Annotated in this window: 16 protein-coding genes and 1 riboswitch; of the genes, 9 read left to right on the top strand and 7 right to left on the bottom strand. The window is 50.9% G+C overall.

What is annotated here, in order from left to right; translation table 11 throughout:
* The first annotated feature begins 176 nt into the window (after positions 1 to 176).
* The 7 genes from A372_RS0111325 (at position 177) to A372_RS0111295 (ending at position 11,626) form a co-directional block, all read left to right on the top strand.
* Positions 177 to 2,075 (top strand): sensor histidine kinase, encoded by a 1,899-nt coding sequence (locus A372_RS0111325; protein ID WP_019420965.1) that lies wholly within the window; start codon positions 177 to 179, stop codon positions 2,073 to 2,075.
* A gap of 29 nt (positions 2,076 to 2,104) precedes the next feature.
* Positions 2,105 to 3,667 carry a response regulator transcription factor gene (locus tag A372_RS0111320; RefSeq protein ID WP_019420964.1) on the top strand — a complete coding sequence of 521 codons (1,563 nt, stop codon included), beginning with the start codon at positions 2,105 to 2,107 and terminating at the stop codon, positions 3,665 to 3,667.
* A gap of 170 nt (positions 3,668 to 3,837) precedes the next feature.
* A complete protein-coding gene (locus A372_RS0111315; RefSeq protein ID WP_026011016.1) occupies positions 3,838 to 4,776 on the top strand; it encodes an ABC transporter permease in 939 nt (312 codons plus the stop codon).
* An 11-nt stretch (positions 4,777 to 4,787) separates the two neighbouring features.
* A complete protein-coding gene (locus tag A372_RS0111310; protein ID WP_026011015.1) occupies positions 4,788 to 5,711 on the top strand; it encodes a carbohydrate ABC transporter permease in 924 nt (307 codons plus the stop codon).
* 114 nt (positions 5,712 to 5,825) lie between these two features.
* Positions 5,826 to 7,313: an ABC transporter substrate-binding protein gene (locus tag A372_RS0111305; protein WP_019420961.1), complete on the top strand. Its 1,488-nt coding sequence runs from the start codon at positions 5,826 to 5,828 to the stop codon at positions 7,311 to 7,313.
* A 285-nt stretch (positions 7,314 to 7,598) separates the two neighbouring features.
* Entirely contained in the window at positions 7,599 to 8,882 is a 1,284-nt protein-coding gene (locus A372_RS0111300) for a glycoside hydrolase family 125 protein (protein WP_019420960.1), read from the top strand.
* Between the two features lie 26 nt (positions 8,883 to 8,908).
* Positions 8,909 to 11,626, top strand: coding sequence for an alpha-mannosidase (locus A372_RS0111295; RefSeq protein WP_019420959.1), 2,718 nt, complete (start codon positions 8,909 to 8,911; stop codon positions 11,624 to 11,626).
* A 1,116-nt stretch (positions 11,627 to 12,742) separates the two neighbouring features.
* Here the strand turns inward: A372_RS0111295 and A372_RS37930 are convergent.
* Together A372_RS37930 and A372_RS0111280 are read right to left on the bottom strand one after the other, a co-directional pair.
* Positions 12,743 to 12,949, bottom strand: coding sequence for a hypothetical protein (locus A372_RS37930; protein WP_192813604.1), 207 nt, complete (start codon positions 12,947 to 12,949; stop codon positions 12,743 to 12,745).
* 294 nt (positions 12,950 to 13,243) lie between these two features.
* Positions 13,244 to 14,335: a M24 family metallopeptidase gene (locus A372_RS0111280; RefSeq protein ID WP_019420956.1), complete on the bottom strand. Its 1,092-nt coding sequence runs from the start codon at positions 14,333 to 14,335 to the stop codon at positions 13,244 to 13,246.
* Positions 14,336 to 14,564: 229 nt separating this feature from the next.
* On the opposite strand from A372_RS0111280, the gene alsS reads away from it, so the two are divergent.
* Both alsS and budA read left to right on the top strand, forming a co-directional pair.
* Entirely contained in the window at positions 14,565 to 16,253 is a 1,689-nt protein-coding gene (alsS, locus tag A372_RS0111275; protein ID WP_019420955.1) for an acetolactate synthase AlsS, read from the top strand.
* A 22-nt stretch (positions 16,254 to 16,275) separates the two neighbouring features.
* Complete coding sequence (gene budA, locus A372_RS0111270) at positions 16,276 to 17,106, top strand: acetolactate decarboxylase (RefSeq protein WP_019420954.1); 831 nt, start codon at positions 16,276 to 16,278, stop codon at positions 17,104 to 17,106.
* 430 nt (positions 17,107 to 17,536) lie between these two features.
* Here the strand turns inward: budA and A372_RS0111260 are convergent, their stop codons facing one another.
* The 5 genes from A372_RS0111260 to A372_RS0111240 form a co-directional block, all read right to left on the bottom strand.
* The gene (locus A372_RS0111260; RefSeq protein ID WP_019420952.1) at positions 17,537 to 18,322 is read right to left on the bottom strand and encodes an energy-coupling factor transporter transmembrane component T family protein; all 786 of its coding nucleotides are present in this window, start codon (positions 18,320 to 18,322) and stop codon (positions 17,537 to 17,539) included.
* Positions 18,319 to 20,145, bottom strand: a complete 1,827-nt coding sequence (locus A372_RS0111255) for an ABC transporter ATP-binding protein (protein ID WP_019420951.1) — start codon at positions 20,143 to 20,145, stop codon at positions 18,319 to 18,321. The genes A372_RS0111260 and A372_RS0111255 overlap by 4 nt, the downstream gene beginning before the upstream one ends.
* A gap of 1 nt (position 20,146) precedes the next feature.
* The gene (locus A372_RS0111250; protein WP_019420950.1) at positions 20,147 to 20,713 is read right to left on the bottom strand and encodes an ECF transporter S component; all 567 of its coding nucleotides are present in this window, start codon (positions 20,711 to 20,713) and stop codon (positions 20,147 to 20,149) included.
* A gap of 54 nt (positions 20,714 to 20,767) precedes the next feature.
* Positions 20,768 to 21,370: a YkoF family thiamine/hydroxymethylpyrimidine-binding protein gene (locus A372_RS0111245; protein ID WP_019420949.1), complete on the bottom strand. Its 603-nt coding sequence runs from the start codon at positions 21,368 to 21,370 to the stop codon at positions 20,768 to 20,770.
* Between the two features lie 130 nt (positions 21,371 to 21,500).
* A riboswitch (TPP riboswitch) is annotated at positions 21,501 to 21,607 on the bottom strand.
* Between the two features lie 90 nt (positions 21,608 to 21,697).
* Positions 21,698 to 24,202: a hypothetical protein gene (locus tag A372_RS0111240; RefSeq protein ID WP_019420948.1), complete on the bottom strand. Its 2,505-nt coding sequence runs from the start codon at positions 24,200 to 24,202 to the stop codon at positions 21,698 to 21,700.
* Positions 24,203 to 24,312 lie beyond the last annotated feature (110 nt).

The following is a 24,312-nucleotide window of genomic DNA, read 5'->3' as shown; positions in this document are numbered from 1 at the left end:
TGGTTCTCCTTCTACATGCAAACGTTTGATAAAGTAATAAGAAGGGTGTAATGTAAGCACGAATCTGCCGAAAAACGAATAGCCCGTATTCAAAAAGGCAACTTTTCAAAGAGGACATTGTAAGTGACCTCTGCCACAGACAAATCGTTAATTTAACGATGGAGGTAAGCGCCATCATGTTCAAACAAATTTATCAAAAGCATTTCAAGAAAAAGCTGTTCAATAAATTGATTGCCGTGTACTCCTTTATCGCGGTCGCTTCCTTGCTCACCGTATCCGTGTTCGCCTACCAATATTTTGCGCGCAACGATATTAATACTGCTTTGCTGGAGCAGCAGCGCATCGTGGATAACATGAATCGCTATTTGGATCAGAAATACGATTTGGCGCAGGCGATAACCCAGCAGGTGTTCCAAGATAATATGCTCATACGCGACACGGTTTATTTGCTCGAGCAAGGATATGAGCAATACATTCGCTACCGCCTCGATACGTATAGCTCAAGCAACGTGTTTTTTACCCGCAATCTACAGGATTTTTATGTACTGCAATTCTGGAAAGATCCCGATTTGCAGAACATTAATTTGATCAGTCCTACGAAGCAATTTGCCCTGATGTACAGTGTGCAAGCGTTAAGCGGCAAAATGTATGATTGGAGCAAGGAGCCCGGGCTGAATGAACAATGGAGACGGGAGCGTTACGGTTTTCAGAATCCTTCCTATATGAGTCAGAAGGCGAAGCAGGCGGGAACTGAAGCGAAGAACGGAACTGCCGATCCAGCTCCTTCGGATGTCGAACAGGGCGTTCAGGAGCCGGTGAACACTACGGACACAACCCGAGATATGCCGTTATTCACTGTGACGACACGCATCAGCAGTCCGGAGACGCTATTGACGGCGGGGCATATCTCGATAGATTTCAATGCCAATGGGATTGCGCGCCAGCTCGGGTCTTCCATTAGAGGAGAGCAGTGGCTTGTCCTGAATCCAAAAGGGGAGATCGTATATCCCGCCCAAGCGGCCTATGATGGTCAAGTATGGCCGAACTTTGACAAGTTGGCTTCCATAGACCGGAATAAGTCGCAAGCAGTTGATCTGGATGGGCAGAAGTCATACGTCATCGTATCCAAGACGAACAAGCTTGGACTAACGGTAGTGGGTGCTTTGCCGCAAGCCGCGATTACCGATCATTTATCCGGGATCAGAAATACAATCGGCATCGTTACGATTCTGTGCATTGTCACCGTTTTGACGCTGACCTATTTTTCTGTGCTCCATCTGTCCCGCCGCACGCAGACGATCGTCAAGGCGATGAAGAAGGTGCAGGACGGCAATTTGAATACGCGTTTGCCTGTGGATCGGGAAGACGAGCTTGGTCTGATTTCGGAAAGCTTCAATAAAATGTGTGAAGATTTGAAGCAGTATATCAACCGTTTTTATAAATCAGAATTGAAGCAGAAGCACGCGGAGCTTATCGCGCTGCAAGCCCAGATTAAGCCTCATTTTCTATTCAATACGTTGGAAGTAATTCGGATGCGTGCCATCTCGCAAGGCGTTCATGATGTGGGGGAGATGATCTATAGCCTTGCTTCGATGTTCAGACATATGGTTAAAGATAAGACGGTCATTACAGTCAATGAAGAAATCGAGAACTGCCGCAGATACTTGGAATTGACCCGAATCCGGTACCGGGATAAACTACAGTACACGATCCATATGGATGAAAGACTGGGCGGTTATAATATTATGAAGCTGTCGGTGCAGCCGATCATCGAAAATTACTTGGTTCACGGTATTGGTCTGGAGCGGACCGACAATCACATCTTAATTGAAGTGATGCAGTCGGAAGAGGAACTCGTCATCCGCATTTCCGATAACGGGAAAGGGATCGAACCGGAACGTCTCAAGCAAATTCAGCAAGAGCTGGACGAAGCCCAGATTCAAGATCATGGATCGCTTGGTTTGAAAAATATACAGGAACGCCTCAGAATCTTGTATGGCGAATCATATGGCTTGACGATTGACAGTGTATTGAACCTAGGCACGATCGTTACCATTTGCGTGCCGCTTAACTAATGGGTGGACTAGGGTTGGGGGGATAAACGATGTATGATGTGTTCTTAGTCGATGATGAACCGTTTATTATTGATGGTTTGCAATCGATTTTAGAATGGAACGATTACGGGTTTCGGATTGTCGGTCAAGCAGAAAATGGTGAAGCGGCATGGGACATCTTAAAAGACCAGCCTGTCGATTTGGTCGTTACCGACATTATGATGCCGAAGATGACCGGACTTCAATTAATAGAAAAAGTAAAACAGGTTCATCCGCACACGAGATTTATCATTTTAAGCGGATATAACGAATTTGTATATGTAAAGGAAGGAATCAAGCTGGGAGTAGAGAACTATCTGCTCAAGCCAATTAATATTGAGGAATTTCGATCAACGTTGGAAAATACAGTGCAAAAATTAGACCAGTCCCGCATGCACCATATGACTGAACAGCATAACCGCGACATCTTGCGCGATAATGTGCTGTACCGCTGGCTGCGCGATCATATCCATTTGGAAGAGCTGCAGCAGCGTGCCGATTTGCTCGATATTCAGTTCAAGCATCCATACTATATGGTTGTATTGGTTCGGCCTGAGGTTCGGATGGACAATGAATTGGACTATCAAAAGCAGGAAGCGGTTGCTAAGGAGGCAAGAGCGCTTCTCGACTCAGCGTCTGGAGGCTTCTGCGTCAGGGAGTGGGATGGCGAGACGGCCATTGTATTCGGCTTATGCCAACCTGCGGACAAGCAGCCGATTATGGAGAAGCTGCGCGAGTGGAAGAAGGAAGCGGAGAGCAGATTGCTGACGCCGCTGCAAGTGACGATAGGCAGTGTGCAGGACGGGTACGCCAATGCGTCGCTGAGCTTCACACATGCGAAGCAGGTGCAGCCGTATCATCTCGTACGGCTCGATGACGATGTCGTCGATTGCGATGAGATCGCAAGCTACCGCTCCTCGCGTCCGGCTGCCGTTCAACCAGAGACGGAACCCTATGTGAAGCTATTGTATGCCCGTGACCGGGGCGGAATCGCCGCACAGCTGCAGCGGGATTTCGACCATTTGTCCGTGACGGAAGGGGTGGCACCCCGTGACATTCGTAATTTTGCGGTGGAGCTCCTGATTGCTTGGAAGCAATCTATGAAGGATTCAGCCATCTTGCAGCTGGATGATGAGCAGGATTGGTTCGATGAAGTGTATCACATGCAGACGTTGGATGCATTGAAGGAGCATGTGATGCAGGTGGCCAGGCGCATGATTGAACGACTGGCTGAACCGGAAGATATGAGTCCGGTCGTGAAGCAAGTGCTGCATGACATTCATGACCGCTACGCGGAGGAATTGTCGCTGAAGACGCTGAGTCAGATCTATAACATTAATCCGGTCTACCTAGGTCAATTGTTCCAAAAAGAAGTGCAATCCACCTTCTCCGATTATTTGAATAAGACACGGATTAAAAAAGCAAAGGAAATGTTAGTCGAAACGAACTTTCGCATGACAGATATTGCGGCGAAAGTCGGATATTGGGACAAAAGTTATTTTTACAAACAATTTAAAAAGTACGTCGGCATTTCTCCTAAAGAATACCGTGAAATCCATTGGAAGACAGATTGAATTGGGATGAAAACCATAATAGGAAAGGGCATCCACGTCGAAACGGAGCAATAGTTTCGGCGTGAAAGCCCTTTCTTTATTTTGTACACCAAATCTAAAGTTTGTTGACTATTGGAAACGTATTAATTGGGGTACGCTAAATGTACAACATAGCAACGGGGGATGATCGGATGCAATCCATCAAGAATGCTTTTTCGAACTTAAACCGCAATCGGATCTTTCTTCTCATGGTTCTGCCAGGAGCCTTGTGGTTTTTGTTCTTCTCCTACCTGCCGATGTTCGGAACTGTGATCGCTTTCAAGGATTATCGTTTTAGCAGAGACGGCTTCCTCGCTAGCTTACAGCAGAGCGAATGGGTAGGATTTAAAAATTTCGAATATCTCTTCAGTACGAATGACGCCTATGTCATTACACGTAATACGATTTTATACAACTTAGTGTTTATCTCACTTGGTCTCGTATGTGCCGTGGCGATGGCTATTATCTTAAGCGAAATCGTCAACAAGCGATTGGCTAAAGTATATCAGACGGGGATGTTCCTGCCTCACTTCTTGTCTTGGGTTATCGTCGGATACTTTACGTTCAGCTTCCTGAGCGTAGACAAAGGGGTTATGAACCAATTCCTGACGTGGATGGGCAAAGACCCGTTATCTTGGTATTCGGAGACGACGTACTGGCCTTACATTCTGGTGTTCTTGAACCTGTGGAAAGGGATCGGTTATTCCAGCGTCGTGTATTTGGCGGCCATTGTAGGTATCGACAAGACGTACTATGAAGCCGCGATGATTGACGGAGCGAGCAAATGGCAGCAAATCCGCCATATTACGATTCCATCAATTACGCCGCTCATCACTATCTTGACTTTGCTAGCGGTTGGTCGGATTTTCTATGCTGACTTTGGTCTGTTCTATCAAATTCCGCGCGATTCGGGTCCATTGTACGCGGTTACGAACGTTATCGACACTTACGTGTACCGTGGTCTGAAGGCGACAGGCGAAATTTCGATGAGTACGGCTGCTGGTCTATATCAATCGATAGTCGGTTTCATTCTCGTCATGACCTCGAACTGGATTGTACGAAAATTCAACAAAGAAAATGCACTGTTCTAGGATAGGGGGGAATGACATTGCGTAAGAAAAAACATCGTGACGTTCATGACTTGCCGAAAGGCATGAACATCCTGTTCAACATTATTGCCGGTGGTTTTGCTTTCCTGTGTGTGTATCCGTTCCTGTTCGTTATTGTCATCTCATTGACGGACGAATCATCGTTAGCGACGAAAGGGTACAGCATATTCCCGGATAAATGGAGCTTCTCTGCTTATGAATACATTTTCAAAGCGGGGGATCAATTGCTTCGTTCCTACGGGGTAACAATATTTATTACGATTCTCGGTACGGTTGTCAGCTTGGCTATGATTGCATTGTACGCCTACGCGATTTCACGCAAAAACTTTACGTACCGTGGATTTTTCTCCTTCATCGCATTCTTTACGATGCTGTTCAACGGCGGTCTCGTACCGACGTATATGGTAGTTACGCAAGTATTGGGCTTGAAGGATTCCATCTGGGCACTCATTCTTCCGCTCGTCATGAACGCGTTCTACGTGCTCATCATGCGGACGTTCTACAGTACGACTGTTCCGGATGCAATTATTGAATCCGCGAAAATAGACGGGGCCGGCGAGCTGCGGGCGTTCTTCAAAATCGTGCTTCCGATTTCCTTGCCGGGTATTGCCACGATCGGGTTGTTCGCAACACTCGGCTTCTGGAACGACTGGTTCAACGCCTTGCTCTACATTGACAATCCGGCACTCGTTCCGCTCCAATCGATGTTGATGCGGATCGAGAACAGCATGCAGTTCCTGCTCAGCAACGCACAGCTAAGCTCTTCGGGTCAATCGCTTGAATTGCTCCGCTCGCTGCCGCAAGAAGCGACGCGTATGGCGCTCGTCGTGTTGGCAACTGTGCCGATTGCTTGTGCGTATCCATTCTTCCAACGTTATTTCGTACAAGGATTGACGATTGGTGCTGTTAAAGAGTAACACATACCTACAATCTTGATTATTTCCCGGGCGGCGGCATCCGTTCATAATAGATGCCGCTAGTTCGGAAATAATATACACAACTATGTGTGGTACAAAAGGGGAGGAAACAAAATGGCTAAGGCAAAAAAAATGTTGCTGATGACGTTCTGCCTCATGTTGGTCGCGTCTTTGGCACTGGCAGGTTGCGGTAGCAAAAAAGAAGAAGCTACTGGCGGCACAGGTGAAGCAGGGAAAAACGAAAAGCCGGTTGAACTGATCTGGTACACGATTGGTACACCGCAAAAAGACGTTGACAAAGTTATGGAGAAAGTAAACGAGTACACAGCTGACAAAATCGGCGTTACCGTAAAAATGAAAATGTTCGACTGGGGCGATTATAACCAAAAGATGGGTGTAATTGCTGCTTCTGGCGAACCTTATGACATCGCTTTCACTTGCTCATGGGCATTTGATTATGTAACGAATGCTAAAAAAGGCGCTTTCTACGAACTGGATGACCTGCTCGAGAAATATGGCCAAGACATTAAGAAAAACGTTCACCCATCCTTCCTGGAAGGGGCAAAAATCGACGGAAAAACGTATGCAATTCCAGTTAACAAAGAATTGCCTGCGCAAAAAGTATTCCGCTTCAATAAGGAATATGTTGATAAATACAACCTTGACATTAACAGCGTGAAAACATTGGAAGACTTGGAGCCGCTGCTTGCGAAAGTTAAAGAAGGCGAACCAGGATTGTATCCAATCTCTGCTGACAAGCAATTTAAATTCGGCGTTCCTTACGACTTGGTATCCGAGAACTTGCCAATCGGCGTAGCTTTGACTGATACGAATGACCTGAAATTGGTTAACGTATTGGAACAACCGGATATGATGAAGAACTTCGAAAAAATGCATGACTACTACAAAAAAGGCTATCTGAAAAAAGACGCAGCAACGGCTCAAAACGGCGACGAAATGAAAACAGGCAAATGGCTTATTGACATGCCGGATACACAACCGTTCGCAGACAACCTCTGGTCCCAAACATTGGGCTATGAAGTCGTCTCTACGCCTTACACAGAGCCATATGTATACAACTGGTCCGTAATGGGGTCCATGCACGGTATTTCCGCTAACTCCAAGTATCCGGAGAAATCGATGGAATTCCTGAACCTGTTGAACTCTGACAAATACTTGCGCAACCTGATTAACAACGGTATCGAAGGCGTTCACTACAAACGCATTGACGACGAAACAATCGAATACTTGCCTGCGAAAACAGATGGTTACGATATGCCGTCCTTTACACTGGGTAACTTCTTCATCTTGGATAAGCTGCCTACTGACCCTAAAGACAAATGGGAACAATTTGAAGAGTTCAACAATTCCGCTAAAAATGCGCCATTGCTTGGATTCCACTTCAATGGGGACAGTGTGAAAACGGAAGTTGCTGCTTTGCAGAACGTAAAAGAAGAATTCTACGCTTCCTTGTACACAGGAACAGTAGATCCGAAAGTATATGTTCCAAAAGCGGTTGAGAAGTTCAAACAAGCTGGTTTGGACAAAGTTCAAGCAGAAATGCAAAAACAATTGGATGAGTGGAAAGCATCCAAGAAGTAAGACAGCAGTAATTCATATGAGGCAACAGCATCTCGCCTTGCAGCAGATTTGACAACATGGAATGACAGCAATGCATAAGCGAAATGAATAGCCCAATGTGTGCAATCAGGTGAAGCGTTGGCTTCACCTGATTGTGTTTATATAAGGTTGCTCAGTGACCTTTTTGAACATGAACTATATGAGTTGTATTTTCACAATGTCTTATATACAATATGATTGACATATTTAATGATTTATTTGTTATAGAGAAAACACACAGATGGATTGGAGAAGGAGAGAGCCGATATGGAACGTCTACCGCAAGCCGTGCTTCGCGTGATGGAAGAAGCGAAGGCAAAATTGGCAGGTAACCCGAAATTGATGCAGCTGTTCTTGAATTGCTTCCCGAACACCTTGCAAACAACGACCAAATTGCATGAGGACGGCACGTCCTATGTCTTTACCGGAGATATTCCGGCGATGTGGCTGCGTGATTCATGCGCTCAAGTGCGTCAGTACATGCCGCTTGCTAAAGACGATGCTGACGTTCGCCGCGTAATTGCTGGACTGGTACGCAAACAATTGAAGTACATTCAAATCGATCCGTATGCCAATGCTTTTAATGAAGAAGAAATTCCGCTTGACGAAATCCATCACCGCGACCAAACGAAATTGAATGGTTGGGTATGGGAACGCAAATACGAAATCGATTCCTTGTGCTATCCGTTACAGCTCAGCTATCTCTATTGGAAAGAGACTGGGGATACGTCGTTGTTCGACGGAGAATTCAAGACGGTCGCCTATATCATCATGGACTTGTGGACGGCTGAGCAGCGTCATTTCGAGCACTCTCCATACCGCTTCGAGCGTATGGATTGCCGCAAAACCGATACGTTGAAGAACAACGGCATGGGCATGCCGGTTAACTATACGGGAATGACCTGGTCTGCCTTCCGTCCAAGCGATGACGCGTGCACATTCGGTTATCTCGTGCCTTCCAACATGTTCGCAGTCGTTGTGCTGCGTTACTTGGAGGAAATCGCAGAAACGGTGTACCAAGATGCTCCGTTTGCCGCAAAAGCGCGTGCCTTGCACGAAGAAATTGAGGATGGCATTCAAAATTACGGCGTCTTCCACCACCCGAAATACGGCAAGATTTATGCATATGAAACAGACGGCTTCGGTAACTTTAACCTGATGGATGATGCGAACGTACCTAGCTTGCTCGCAATTCCGTATCTCGGGTATACGACGGCTGATGATCCAATCTATCAAAATACGCGCCGCTTTATTTTAAGCGAAGAGAATCCGTACTTCTATGCCGGCAAAAAAGCGAAGGGCATCGGCAGCCCGCATACGCCTGAACGCTACATCTGGCACATTGCATTATCGATGCAAGGGTTAACGGCGAATTCCCAAGAAGAAATCGATTCGTTAATGACGTTGCTTGCGGAGACGGATGCCGATACAGGATATATGCACGAAGGTTTTAATGTCGACGATCCAGCGCTATTCACACGTGAATGGTTTGCATGGTCGAACAGCTTGTTCTCTGAACTGATTTATCGCGAACACTGGTTGAAAGCATAACATCTAGAGGAAGAGAGGGATTGAACATGACGAAAAAGACAGCCCACATTATCTCGCACACTCACTGGGACCGCGAATGGTACATGCCATATGAGTATCATCATGCGTTACTGATTGAATTGATGGATACATTGCTTGACACGTTGGAGCACGATCCAGGCTTCAAGAGCTTCCATTTGGACGGCCAGACGATTATGCTGGAGGACTATTTGCAAGTTCGCCCGGAAATGAAAGGCAAGCTGGAAAAGTATATCCATGAAGGCCGCATTCATATCGGTCCGTGGTACATTCTGCAGGACGAGTTCCTGACGAGCAGTGAAGCGAACGTGCGCAACCTGCAGATCGGGCATCGTGACTGCGCTCATTACGGCGGACACATTTCCAAGGTAGGCTATTTCCCGGATTCATTCGGCAATATGGGACAAGCTCCGCAAATGCTGAAGCAAGCCAATATTGACGTGGCTGTATTCGGCCGCGGCGTGAAGCCGACTGGCTTCAACAACCAAGTGTCTGAGGATGCGGCTTATGAGTCTCCGTTCTCCGAAATGATCTGGCAATCCCCAGACGGATCGCGTGTCATCGGTATTTTGTTCGCGAACTGGTACTGCAACGGCATGGAAGTTCCTGTAGAAGAGAAGCAAGCAGTCGCTTATTGGGAAAAACATATTGAAAATGCAGAGAAATTCGCGTCGACGAACCATCTGCTGTTCATGAATGGTTGCGACCACCAGCCGATTCAGACTGATTTGTCCCAAGCGATCGAAGTGGCGAAGAAGCTGTTCCCGGACGTTGACTTCGTTCACTCTAACTTCAACGACTATGTAGATGAGCTGAAGCAAGAGTTGCCGGAGAACCTGCAGACGATTCAAGGCGAACTGCGCAGCCAACGTACGGACGGCTGGTATACACTCGTCAATACGGCTTCTTCCCGCGTCTATCTGAAGCAGATGAACGCCGAGAATCAGACGCTGCTGGAGAAAGTGGCAGAGCCGCTCGCTGCGTTCGCGCATCAAGCAGGCAAGCCTTATCCTCATCACCTGTTCGTGTATGCATGGAAGACACTGATGCAGAACCATCCACATGACAGCATCTGCGGCTGCAGCGTGGACGAAGTGCACCGTGAGATGGTTACACGCTTCGAGAAGTCGAAGCATATGACAGAAATGATTATTAATGAAACGGTCGATAGCTTGCTTAAGCAAATCGATACGACTGTATATAGCGGCAAAGACATGGTACCGTTCACCGTGTTCAACACGGCGGGCTATGACCGCAGCGGTATCGTGGAAGTGAAGCTCGAGCTGTCGCGCCGTTATTTCCGCGAAGGGCATCCGACGAAATTGGCTGCGGAAATGAAGCAGGAGCCGATCGTTCCGGGCGCAGTCGTCGATGCGGACGGCAACGTGTTGGACTGCCAATGGGAAGATGCGGGCGTTACCTTCGGTTATGACTTGCCGAAGGACAAATTCCGTCAACCATACATGGCGCGTTCCATCAACGTGCGTTTGCAGGCGAAAGATATTCCGGCACTCGGATATCAGACGCTCGCATGGGTGCCAGGAGCTGCGAAAGAACAATCTGCAGGCCTTGTTACCGGCGAATTTACGTTGGAGAACGATCGTTTGAAAGCGGAAGTGGCCGAGGACGGATCGCTTACATTGACGGACAAAGAGACCGGACATATGTATGCGGGATTGAACGTGTATGAAGATGCGGGCGATATCGGCAACGAGTACATGTTCCGCATGCCGGAAGGCTCGAAGCCGTTGACGACGGCAGGACTGAAGGCAGAGCGAAATGTCGTCGAAAATACGCCGTTCCGCTCGGTTATCGAGGTCACGCATCATTGGAGCATTCCGGTTTCCGCCGACGAGACGCTGAAGCAAGAGCAGCTTGACATCGTCGACTTCCCGAGACGGAAGGCACAGCGTTCGACCGACATGGTGCCTTTTCGCATCGTAACGCGGTACACGCTGGATCGCGGGGCAAAGCGCGTGGACGTGCATGTGACAATGGACAACCAGTCCAAAGACCACCGCGTCAGAGCATTGTTCCCAAGCGGCTTCACAGCTGAAACGCACTTGGCGGAATCGATCTTCGAAGTGGCGCGCCGCAACAACGTGCCGGCACAAGAGTGGGAGAATCCGAGCAATGATCAGCACCAGCACACGTTCGTCAGCGTTAGCGACGGCAAGCTTGGCTTGACGGTAGCGAACAAAGGCTTGTTCGAATACGAAGTGTCGCAAGACAATAAAAATACGATTGGCGTCACATTGCTCCGCTCTTCAGGCGAGTTGGGCGACTGGGGTTACTTCCCTACGCCGGAAGCGCAGTGCATTGGCACGCATACGGCGGAATATGCGATTATTCCGCATGCGGGTGATGCTGTAGCTGCGGGCGTGCATGCTGAAGCACATTCGTTCCAAGTCCCTTGGATCGTTCGCCAAGTGGACGTTCATGAAGGACGTCTCCCAGCGAACCATGCATTCTTGGCATGGGAAGGCGAAGGCTTGGCGTTCTCCTCGATTAAGATGGCGGAAGAGTCAGGCGACATGGTCGGCCGTTGGTTCAACATCGCGCACGAAGGCAAGACATTGAGCGTCCGTCTGCCAGAAGCGGCGACAGGCTTCTACCGCAGCAACATCTTGGAGCACACGGGCGACAGCATTGCGTCCGCGAACAACCAAGACGTAACGATTCAGCTGGGCAGCGCGGAAATCTTCACGCTCGGCATGAAGAAATAAGAAAGCAATCTATAAACGAAAAAGATGGTGGGGCAGGAACTATTTCTGCTTCACCATTTTGCGTTTTGTCGGCTGCATTCCGCCCCGCCCAGACGTTGAGCGCAGAGCATAGCATACTTTGAAGCTTGTCCCGCGCCTGCTTAGCGCACGCAGAGCACCCGCGCACCCGCTGCTATTAACGCACGCATAGCAATCGCGCACCCGCTGCTAGTAACGCACACAGAGCAATCGCGCACTCGCTGCTAGTAACACACACAGAGCAATCGCGCACCCGCTGCTAGTAACGCACACAGAGCAATCGCGCACCCGCTGTTAGTAACGTACACAGAGCAACTCGCGTCCGCTGCTTGTATCGCCATACAGGGCAACTCAACTTTCTTGCGGAAACAAGCCCCATTGGAAAATATACAGTGGAATGTACGATTTAGGCGACAAACGGCATGTAGACTGTATTTTGTGCAGTGGATCTGGCTGCTTTTCAGCTGTTGCTGCGGAAAGAGAGTCAAGCCACTGCATGAATTCCAATGAAACTTACCGTAAAGAGATAAACGCTGCCATTCCATTGTACGAAATCCAATGCAGCAAGTGGCAAGAGAGATTCATCCCGTCCTTCAGCTAAAACGGGAACTGTCCTTCAGGTCATTCAGATTCAGACCTTTTGGGACAGCCAGCCCCTTTCTTGTATTGTCCGTTTCATCCATTGCCTCACTCTCCCCTTCATTCAGAATGACAGCAACCCATTATCCCCCTGCCAATGAGTATCTTTCATAGGATGAGAGATGAACTGAAACATAAATGTTTGTTTTGAGCCAAGAAACATGATGTCGGGCATTGGTTCGATGACCCTTATAATCACTCTCCCATACAATCAGGTAGGATAGCGTCATAGGCACATCCCGTTTTGTATAAACACTGTGCCGTGAAGCGACCGCTCATGAAGGCACAGTTCACTTGGCAGCGGGCATTTAGCGTCGTCATAGGAGCGTACCGCCTTTCTGACGGAAGGGGAGAACGAAGTAAAGGTGAGGATGAAACGAGTCCTCGCCTTTGCTTTATAAGCAGCAATCAGGGGAAGTTCCGTCCAAGCAGCCATACCGATTGCGCTAGCTGCTAGTGTCAATCGCAATGGCGAACGGTGTCCGTTCCGCCGCGGCTCGCGAGGCCGAACAAGACGGCGGCGAAGACGAATTTCAGTATCGTCGGCAGCGTCACATCGGGGAAGCAAGCAATATATTGCGAACGATGAACGCCCCATATTGAGGTGGCGGCATAATCACCGATATAGCTTACTATAAAGCAGGGGAATAACGCTTCCAGATGCAATGCGCCGATGTGCGGTCATTTGCTTGCAACACCTTCATGTTGATAGAACTCCTCTCGGCTGGCTGTGTCACAACGAAAAAATAGACCCCTGTCGAAAAGGCGAAGGCTTCGCATTCCCGAATAGGGGTCAGTAGCCCGAAAGGGCGATGTATGGTCGAGCGTTATCGTCCCAATGGACGGCGTATGTCTTCGGATTTTATTGTAAATAAGTATTGATTGTATTTCAATGCCATTTTCACTAGTGAAATCTTTATGAAATGGAAGGGGGGCAAAGATGAATGCTGCTTATTTGGCTTATACGCCGATAACGGTCAGTTCTTTCGGATAAGAAGTCAGCACTGTAACACCTGTCTCGGTGACAGCAACATCGTCTTCGATGCGCACGCCTGCCACCTGAGGAACGTAGATGCCCGGCTCAATCGTAAAGGTCATGCCCGATTGGAGGAGGTCATCGTTCTGGCTGTGTATGGACGGATACTCATGAACATCGATGCCGAGACCATGTCCGAGACGGTGTGTAAAGTATTGGCCGTAGCCCTTCTCTGTGATGACCTGACGGGCTGTCCGATCCAGGCTGCCGAACGTGACACCCGGCTTCACGGCTGCGATTGCTGTTTCGTTCGCGGCAAGCACTGTGTCATAAATCTCTTTACACGTCGCATTTACTTCACCGACGGCAAACGTGCGTGTTATATCGGAAGCATAGCCGTTCAAGTATACGCCCAGGTCGAACAGCAGCAGCTCGCCCTCCTGAATTTTGCGTGTACCCGGAATGCCGTGCGGCAGTGCGGCATTTTCTCCGGCAAGCACCATCGTGCTGAAGGAAGGGCCATCGGAACCGAGCTTTTTCATCAAGTATTCCAATTCCGCCACGACTTCGATTTCGGTCATGCCTGTTTTTACCTGGCTTACACATTGACGGAGCACGTCTTCGATGAGGTTTACTGCTTCCTTCATCCGCGCGAGCTCCTCTTCCGACTTGATAAGCCGCATGCTTTGCAGAATTGGGCCAGCATCCGCGTATCGCTGCGCCTGCACGGCATGGTCTAACGTTTCAAAACGCTGCAAGGACATATGATTTTTCTCGATACCGAGAAGCGGAAGGCCATGCGGCAGATGCTGCTTCAGCACATCGTAGGGGTTATCTGTATCTGTGTGGGTTGCGATCCGCTTTACAGAGGAAGTGGAGGACGCTTTATCTCCGTCGAGAGAAGGCACAATCAGTGCCGGTTCCTCATGCTGCGTTATGACGAGGCCAAGAAAGCGCTCATGCGGATCACAGGCAAACCCAGTCAAATAGTACACATGCTTCGGATCGGTAATGAGCAGCGCAGTAAGTGATTCCTTTTCCATTGACTTCATTAGTGAGTTCCACTTTTCGTTCATCTCGATTCATCCTTTCATACATATCTACTGTTAAATCGAAGATACCACGAACGGTTGGAAATTGCGAATGGACAAAACGGAAAAAAGGAGTATTATATATAATACAGACTGATTATTTTAATTGCTTTTTACGCATTGTGTTTCAGTCTGTATTAATACGTTTATTTCATTAGTATATATTCGTTATGCAGTCTGAGCAGATAAAGTGGACATGGAAAGGGTGAACGACATGAACACATCGAAAGAACAACCACAACATCCAGTCGTAAGCCGCGGGGCAGACATCGTCGTCGAATGTCTCAAGCGGCAAGGCGTCTCTCACATATTTGGCATTCCGGGGGCTAAGGTAGACAGTGTGTTCGATGCACTAGTAGATCAAGGCCCTTCTTTGATTGTGTGCCGCCACGAACAGAATGCCGCGTTCATGGCTGCTGCAGTCGGCCGCCTAACAGGCAAGCCGGGCGTATGCCTCGTCACTTCGGGGCCGGGCGCTTCCAATCTGGCCACCGGGCTCGTTACCGCTACGGCAGAAGGGGACCCCGTCGTGGCCTTGAGCGGGGCGGTATCGCGTGCGGATCGGTTGAAGCGGACACACCAATCGATGGATAACGCGGCATTGTTCCAGCCGGTGACGAAATACAGCGTCGAAGTGCAGCATCCAGACAATTTGCCCGAAGTGCTCACGAATGCATTCCGGGCAGCGACGTCGCCGCGCCCAGGTGCAGCGCTCGTCAGCTTGCCGCAGGACGTCATTACGAGTCCGGTCGAAGTGTCGGCGATCGGTCCGCTTCCTTCACCGAAGCTGGGGGCTGCTCCTTCCGAAGGGATTCGGGCAGCAGCCGAAGCACTGCGCGGAGCGAGCATTCCAGTCATTTTGCTCGGTATGAGAGCTAGCAGACCGGAAGCGACCTATGCGATCCGTGAATTGATCTCTCATACGAATTTACCGGTTGTAGAGACGTTCCAGGCGGCGGGGGCCATTTCGCGCGAGCTGGAAAGCCACTTTTTTGGACGGATCGGATTGTTCCGCAATCAGCCTGGTGACGATCTGCTGGCGCAAGCCGACGTCGTTCTGACGGTAGGCTATGACCCAGTCGAATATGATCCGAAGTTCTGGAATAGTGATGGCCTGCGCCACATTATTCATTTGGATGAGGTCCAAGCTGATATTGACCATGATTACCAACCAGACTTAGAGCTGCTCGGCAGCATTGAACGGACGATACAGGAATTAACGAAGCACTTGTCTGGCCTGCAGTGCACGCCGGAAGCTTCCAGACTGTGTGATTCCTTGCAAGCCAAGCTATTGGAAGCTTGTGAGCCTCCGGAGCATGTGCAGGAAGGATTGCTGCACCCGCTGCAAATTATACACGGCCTGCGCCGTGTGATTGATGATAAGGTGACGGTAACGTGCGACGTCGGCTCGCACTACATCTGGATGGCGCGCTACTTCCGCTCTTATGAGCCGCGCCGCCTGCTGTTCAGCAACGGGATGCAGACGCTCGGTGTCGCGCTGCCATGGGCGATTGCGGCAGCGCTGGTGCGCCCCGGCGAGAAGGTCGTCTCGGTATCGGGCGACGGAGGCTTCCTCTTTTCCGCCATGGAGCTGGAAACGGCTGTACGGCTGAAATTGCCTATTGTGCATCTCGTATGGAACGATGGCACGTACGATATGGTCGCCTTCCAGCAGCAGATGAAATACGGACGCACCGCCGGAGTGAACTTCGGTCAGCCGGATATGGTGCAGTTCGCCGAAAGCTATGGGGCACAGGGCTATCGTGTTACGGATCCGGATGACTTGGTGCCAACGCTGCAGCGGGCGCTAGCGGCGGAAGGACCTGTCATCATCGATATTCCGGTCGATTACAGTGACAACATCGCCTTGGGCAATATGCTTTTGCCGGACCAATTCCATTAAAAAGCAAGGAGGGCATAATATCATGAAAGCCATATTACAACCAATGCAAGACCTACAAGACATAAAAGAACTGCAAGATTACGCAGCAAACAATAAGCCCCTTGCCGGCCATGCAGCGCGACGGGGTGATTTAGAGCCCGTCACCATCTTTCAGACGTCCACGATGAGCGCCTTGTTGGATGGTGTCTACGAAGGAAGCATGACGATGAAGGAATTGGCTCGGCACGGAGACTTCGGTCTTGGTACATTTGATGAGTTAGACGGGGAATTAATCGCGTTCGATGGGGAATTTTATCACCTTCGACATGATGGGAGCGTCAATTCGGTTCATGCGGAGGAAATGACGCCGTTCGCTTCGGTGACCTATTTTCAGCCGGAGACGACGTTCGCCATCGATCGCCCGCTGAACCGCATGGAGCTTGAAACGCTAATTGACAGCTTCCTCCCGAGTGAAAACTTATTCTATGCGCTGCGCATGGATGGACAATTCGAACAGGTGGTGACGCGTACGGTCACTAAGCAGAAGCGTCCGTACCCGACGTTGGTCGAAGCAACAAAATCCCAGCCGGTATTTACACTTAATCAAGTCGAGGGCACGATGGCCGGATTTAGAATGCCGGAATTCGCCCAAGGCTTGTCTGTAGCAGGCTACCATCTGCATTTTGTGGATGATAACCGCACAGGCGGCGGACATGTACTAGATTTTACGCTGCTTAGCGGAACGATCCAGATTGGCAAGCCAGCGGAGCTGCATCTTCATTTTCCGGAAACATCGGGTTTTATGAACGCTGATCTAACAGGCCGCGATGTGGCGGGTGAGATCGAGCTTGCAGAAGGCGGGACTTCCCGGTAAATTTCCGTTATTCATTTCTATTGAACCGTCTTGCCTTTTCAAAATGGAGAGTGCAGGCGGGTTAACTTCGCCAAGAAGGTCTGAATGGGAGAGCATGGAGCCCGTTTGGACCTTTTTTTATCGCAACATGCTTGGTATATCGGTCCTTAGCAACGATCTCCCAAAGAGACAGGGAGTATAGGAAATAGATATGGATGTGGAAATGCACGTGGAAATAGGTGTGGAACTGGATGCGGAAATAGAAATGGATAACGTTTAACGTGGATAACGCAGGTTGGTCCTAATCTATATGAAGTCTTTTCTGATTCAAGGGGAGAATGAGCATAAGAGGATGAACATGAGGGAGATGGGCCACCAAGCTCTCACCTCCCCCAAGTTCGAACACTTCATTATGGAACTTTAAAAAAACAGGCCAATCTGCAGCATCTTGTCACAATTGTCCTCGATACCACTGTGTATACCCGAGCTTCCACGACAGGTAATAGCATAGCGTGATCCCGCCGAGCAGCAGTGCTAATAAGAGCCAATCCTTCCAAGTGACGCGCAGCTCCGTGTAGTAGGTGCGATCGCGCCGTCCGCTGAAGCCTTTGGAAATCATAGCAGCTGCCACACGTTCTGACTTGCGGATTGCGGAGGCAAGCAGCGGAATGGCATATCGCTTCCAAGCGCGCAGCTTGTTCTTCCAGCCCCGTTCGCGTTCGACGCCGCGCATGCGGTGGGCGTGCTGAAGAATGCGCAGCTCTTCCTTGAAGAACGGAAGGAAGCGATAGCCAGCCAGTATGCCGTACGCCCATTTCGGAGACAGCTTGCATTGCTGCATCAGGCTCAGCATGAAGCGGACAGGGTCGGTCGTCAGTATGAAAATTAGCGACAGCGCGGAGAAAATTAGCACTCTCAGGCCTAGAGATAAGGCTTGATGGAAGGTTGCTTCTGTCACAATGAACGAGCCCCACTGCCAGAGCACAGCACTTGCAGCGGGATCGGCTGAACGCGGAAATAGAAGTGCCGTCCAGACGTAACCAAAGCCCATGATAAGAAAGGGAGCAAAGCCCAATAGCCATTTGCGCCAAGGTACCCGTCCCAATCCGAAGGTGAACAGGATGGTAAAGGCGAGCGCCAAGAGTGGCGTTACCGGATCAAAGGTGAGTGACAACAGAATGACGGCAAGAATGATCGCTAGTCCCTTGATGCTCGGATTCCAATCCCGCAGCATCATCTCCGTTCACCGCCTTCCGCAAGTTGAGTGCGGAGCCGCCCGGCTACCGAATAATTCATCGGCATTCGCAGATGATAGGCCTCCAACAGAGAAGCATGTTCCGTCCATAAGGAGGCCGGAGATCCATCATAGCGAATCTGTCCCTCGGACAAGACGATGACACGGTCGGCATACGCTTCAACCCATTCCATATCATGCGTAATCATAAGCACAGCCGCATCGGCTTGCACCCGTGAATGGAGCATGTCCATCAGCTGGTGCGAGGCGTAGGCGTCTTGGCCGTATGTTGGCTCGTCGCACATGAGCAGCTGCTGGCTGTCGGTCAGGACAGCTGCTACGCTGAGACGCCGTTTTTGCCCTTGGCTCAGCGCGAACGGATTGGCATCCGCTATTTTAGTCAGCCGGAAGCGTGTCAACGTGTCGGTGACCTGGCTTTGAACATCCTCTTCGCTGATGCCTTGCAGCCGCAGGCCGAACGCAAGCTCGTCGCGCACCGTATCTGCAATGAACTGATGCTCCGGATTTTGAAACACGTACCCGATGAACGCTCTCAGCTCCCGTTCAGCGTAACGATGAAGGTGAATGCCCTGCAACAGGATGTTCCCCTCATCTGGCTGAGTTAGCCCGGACAGAAGCGAGGCGAGCGTGGATTTTCCGGCCCCGTTCGGCCCGACAAGCGCCACCCATTCTCCGGCGCGCAGCGTAAGAGAGACACCATTGATGACGGCGCGCCCTTTTCGGCGAAATACGAGTTCGTGCGCTTGAAGGAAGACGCGGTCTTCGGTATATGACCGCTTCGTCTTCAGTGGTGTTAATAGGCTTAGCGCCGTCGCTTGAGCGTCGCGGGGAAGGGATGACAGCTTGGCAAGCAGCTGCTGCTCCGTCAGTGGCGGATCGTCTGCGTCTTCAGCGATGTCGGCAAAATCCCTTGAGGACACGTCAGTTGCCTTTCCGACCATCGACAAATCCTCCGCTAACGCCTGCTGCAGCTCAAGCGCGCGAGGGAGCCAAATGCCATGCGCCTTGGCCTCGGCAACGTGATGCTTGAAATATGGAGCGGGCAGTCCGTCGTAGACGATTGTTCCGTACGCATCCATGACGAGCAGGCGATCCGCTATGCCAATCCAATCATCGAGCTGGTGCTCGATAATAAGCAATGTAAGACCTTCCTTGAGCGCGAGCTCAGTCACGAGATTGGCGAACTGGCGTCTCGCATACGGATCGAGATTCGACGTCGGTTCGTCCAGCACGAGCATCCGCGTGCGAAGAGCCAGTGCGCAGGCGAGGGCCAGCTTCTGTTTCATTCCTCCGGATAACTCGTGGATGAATGCATGGCGCCAATCGTTCAAACCGACTTTATCAAGCACTTCGCGTATGATATGGTCCATGTCCGCGCGAGGGCAATTCCAATTTTCGAGACAGAAGGCGATTTCCTCTTCCACCCGCAGCATGCAGAACTGACTTTCGAAATCTTGAAAAACGATGCCGATGAGCTGTGCGATGTCTCCCGATTCATAGTCTGCCAGCGGCTTGCCGTATATGCTCACGCGCCCCTCCACGTGGCTGTCGATTGCATAGGGATACAGTCCAGTAAGACAGAAGGCGAGCGAGCTCTTGCCGCATCCGCTCGGACCGAGCAGCAGCACGGTCTCGCCATCGTGAACTGCAGCGTCGATATTGGCAAGAACGGGCGCGTTGTGCTCTTCGAAAGCGAGAGCCAGCCCTTCCGCCATAATTGCTTTCCTGCTGTCGTGCTGATCGTCCCCTGCTGGAACGGAAGCCGAATGATTGCGGCCTGTTGCAAGAAGCTGCCCAGCCGTCATCTTACTTGCGCTCCTTCGCTATCGGGAAGCTTCGCAGGACGCCGGTCTTCGCCAATGCATCCGCGATCCATTTGCCGAGAAGGCCTGAGATGAGTGCTCCGCTAATGCAGCGCACCACGAGCATGGCAATGACGAGACCGAGGGAGTAGGCCCCGAACCCGCTGCGAAAATAACCCCAAATAAAGCTGAATACGGCGGAACCGACGCCGGCAACCATAAGGACCTTTGTCGAATAGCTGCGGTAGCGCGAAGCGGCAAACACGGCTTCCGCTCCCAAGCCTTGAATGAGGGCGGACACGATCAATATCGGCCCTACGGCGTTGCCGATGAGAACCTCCACGACACCAGCAACGGTCTCCGAGATGACTGCTGCCCCGGGTTTGCGAATAATATAGGCGGCGATAATCGATACGATAAACCAAATGCCGAATATAACTTCGTATCCCATCGGGCCCATGAAGCCAACAAGCACATTGCCCACTTGCAAAAAGAGCAAATAAATAACTGCGAATACGACGGATAAAGAGCTAAGCACGATAATATCGCGTAATTTCCATTGGTTGTTCATGTACAGTTCCTCTTTTCACCACGTTTTATCTCGATGCATAAGTATTGCGCGCGTCTAAGAGCGCTCTTTCTTCGATGGGCTGTTGGCGGAAATTGTCGCCGTCATAACGACATGCGAAGCGTCGGAGGCTTGCGCTTTTACAAATGCATGCTCCAATGTAGTGAATACCCGCTGCGCGTCTCCGTCCAGACGGCTCGCATAGTGGGCGCTTCCGCCGAAGGTGCCTTCTTCCTTCGCTAACGCGACAATATCGTAAATCGTATCCATATAGCTCGTAGAACCGAGTGGATAGAGTGAGAATTGGGAAGCGACCTCGATCTGGATGGCTTGGCTATGTCCGGCATTCAGACGGATGTCGTCTGCGCTCAAATATACATCCCCTTCAGAATCTCCCGGACAGCCAATCGAAAAAGTCGCATTCAGCACGACATGTTCCCCACTAGCCGCACTATGCAAAAATATCGACTGGACAACGTCAAAGACATGCTCTGTCCGTCCGCGCACGCATGTGCTGACATCATCGGTTTTGGACCAGACCTTGGACATATTCGTTTCCTGTAAGGCCCCGATAATAATGTCGGTGAACCGATCGCTCATCGGATAGATCGAGAACCGGCAGCCGACAATGCGGCTTGATCCGCAAGATGCAGTATTCATAATAAACTCCTCTCTTGTTGCGGTTATATTTTGGCTAGCAGAACGACAAAAAAACTGCACCATGAGTAAGTGCAGTTTCGATTCGAGATAACGTCTAGTCTCCATACGTGATGAAGCCACAGTCTATATCTATCAGTCGACTACACTTCCCCACGCTAGTATTATCTAGTTCGGGTTATAAGGGTTAACAGCGTTGCCGCTGCCTCTCAGCCTGTTCAAGCACCCCTAGTGTTTCGAAATTACTATGCAGTTGTTCATATGCATTGCCGCTTCCATTATACAACGGACGGCTGGAATGTAAAGGGCTAATTAAGCGCCGTGGAGCAATTATCGGATCCGGGCTACGGTAAAGTCTCCCGCTAACGAGCCCAGCTCCGCGCCCAGTGCGGACGATGTCACAGAGCCGCGCGCGTCCAACATGTAGCGAAATTCATAAAATCCGCCAAGCGTCGCTTTGAAGTTGGTTTCCCAATAGTTAGTCATCAGCCATGCGTATGTTTCCGGCTTGGCGTCTTGCAGCTGCTGCGTATGAACAAGACGGCGGCCGTAGTCGAGCGGGCCGAGCTGTACGAGCGGCGTGTCTGGCGTGCCGAGGAGCAATGTCCGGGACTGTGCTTCATTGACCCACGCCAGCCCTTCTTGAATGCACATGTAATCCAGCAAGGTGCCAGGCAGTTGGTCGATCCAAGGCCGCACGACGGCGCCCGCCTTCTCAACGTACAGTGTGTCCTGTGTGGCATCGCCATTGGTGAACGGAAGCGCGACATAGACGTTCTCTGGCAGCCAGACGCTGTCTTTGTGCAGACGAACGGATACGTCAACGCGGTTCATCGTCGCGTACACCTTCAAGAAGAGGGCGTAATAGCTCATGCCTGGTACTTCATACAATAACTCGACCGTGGCGTAGAGCGGTCCGTTCTCCAACGGCCGGACACGGATGAGACGTCCGGCAGAACGCTCAACATGCAGACCCTTGCGGTTGCGGCCCATGCGGCTGCGCACCGACCAGACCTGACTCTGATTCGTGGCGTCTGCAGCTGGCGTCACCTCATAGATTGGGGTGAAAGCGCCGTATGCACGGTTTTGATGAAGCAGATCCGCTCCTGTTTCCTTGTTCCGCCATAACACGATGCCGCTGTCCTCTCTCCACTCGATACGGATGAAGGGCGATTCGACACTGTGCTGCGAGATGATGACTGGATCGTGCGCGGATGAATCCTCCAACAGATCTTCCATATCATGCACGCGATCGCTGCCGACCAGCTTCGTGCTGGAAGTCATATAACCGGCTGCCAGGCCTGTGCCGTCCTGCGGACGGATGAGAAGCGTGCACTCAGCGCCTGCAGCCAGCTGCACTTCGACGATGACTGCCTGAGGATGCGGGAGCTGGTGCGGCATGACTTGGCCGGTGGCTTCATTCACCACTTCCAACCCATTCTGGAATAAGGCGGGCTCCCAGCCGTCTATCGACAACGTGACGAGCTTATTCGCCGGCGCTGGTTCCGTATTGACGACGCGGTAGCGGAATGGACGCTCCGGATACAGCGTGGAAGCGCCTTGAGCTAAGAGTGTCTTATCCAGCGCCCGGTGAGCCAAGCGGCTCGCTTCCGCAGCATAGGCCTGCTTGCGCACTTCGAGCAGCTGCACGTTCGGATGCCACGGCTCGGCGATGGAAGAATGATAGCCCCATGTATGCTCGGCGTACATGACGAGCGCTTGCTCCGCCGCGGCAATTTCGTCGGCCGTCACGGTCTGTCCATCCGGATCAAGCCGCTTCACTTGGCGCAGCGTTCGTTGCGCATCACGGAACAGCTGGGTATGCATCGCCGTCGAGCCGACGCCGTCCGACCACCAATCCGGCCAGTCGCCGCGGTATACCGGAATCGCGTTGACATCCTCCTGCTTAAGGCGGGCAAAGAAGCCGCTCAGCGTTGTCATTTCGATGCGAATCGTATCCCCGTATTGCTCGTTCCATTTGCGGATGAATTCCATAATGCGGCCGTTCGGTGCTGCATTATCCGTGCCTAAGCCAGACAGCATGACGGGAACGAAATCGTATGGATAACGCTCTTCTTCCAGCTTGCACACGTAGCGATGCAGGCGGATGCGCGCAATGTCGTCATGGTGCGCATCAATAAGCTGATTGTCGAACTCGTCCTGAATCATATATTTGCCGAGCGCATTCGGGCACAGCCCGAGCTCGTTGCCGAACATATAATGCTCGCCGTTCCAGACGAGAAGCCGTGCTCCGCTTGGCGCTTCCCACCAAAATGGTGTCTGCTTGCGGCCGAGCGCGAACATGCCATGATGGGTATGAATGCAGCTGAATAAGTGCTTGATGCCGTTGGATAGCAAGCTATCGGCATAACCCCAGCCATACCCGTTAATGTCGGCGGTCATGGCAGAATCAATCGTATGGCCAATCGATCTGGCGTAAGCTTGCGCCTTGCCGTGTATGCTGCGCAGCAGATCGTAATCCGGCAGCTCCGTCATGTTCAAATAGGTGCCGGACAGCTCGATGTCACCACTTATGACCGCAGCGGCGAATTGCTGGCGCTCCTCATCGGATGCGCTTTCAAGGAAACGCTCGACTGCCCAGAACGTTTCGCATGTCCATTTGAAGCCCTGCCATTCCGGCTGTGCTCCGTCCTTGGCTTGGCGTACAATGTTCAACGCTTGGCGGATGAAGTCGACATGATATTGCTCGATCCGCTCCTGCCGCTCGGTATAGCCGATATCCGTATGTGAATGGTGGATGGCATAAATGGTCCAAGTCCGCTTCGGAGCGGGTGTCTCGGCAAGAGAAATACGTTGTTCCAAGTTCAAGTTCATCGTGAATCACTCCTCTAATGGGTATAGGAGGTCAGGGGAGGTGTGATCATGCTTGCCCCGGACTTCACTGGGTCTACTAGCCAAGACGGACGTCCGTCTGGCCTGAAGGA

It is taken from the genome of Paenibacillus sp. OSY-SE, assembly GCF_000283315.1.
Classification (GTDB): Bacteria; Bacillota; Bacilli; order Paenibacillales; family Paenibacillaceae; genus Paenibacillus_B; species Paenibacillus_B profundus.
This window is presented reverse-complemented; position numbering and strand designations above follow the sequence as displayed.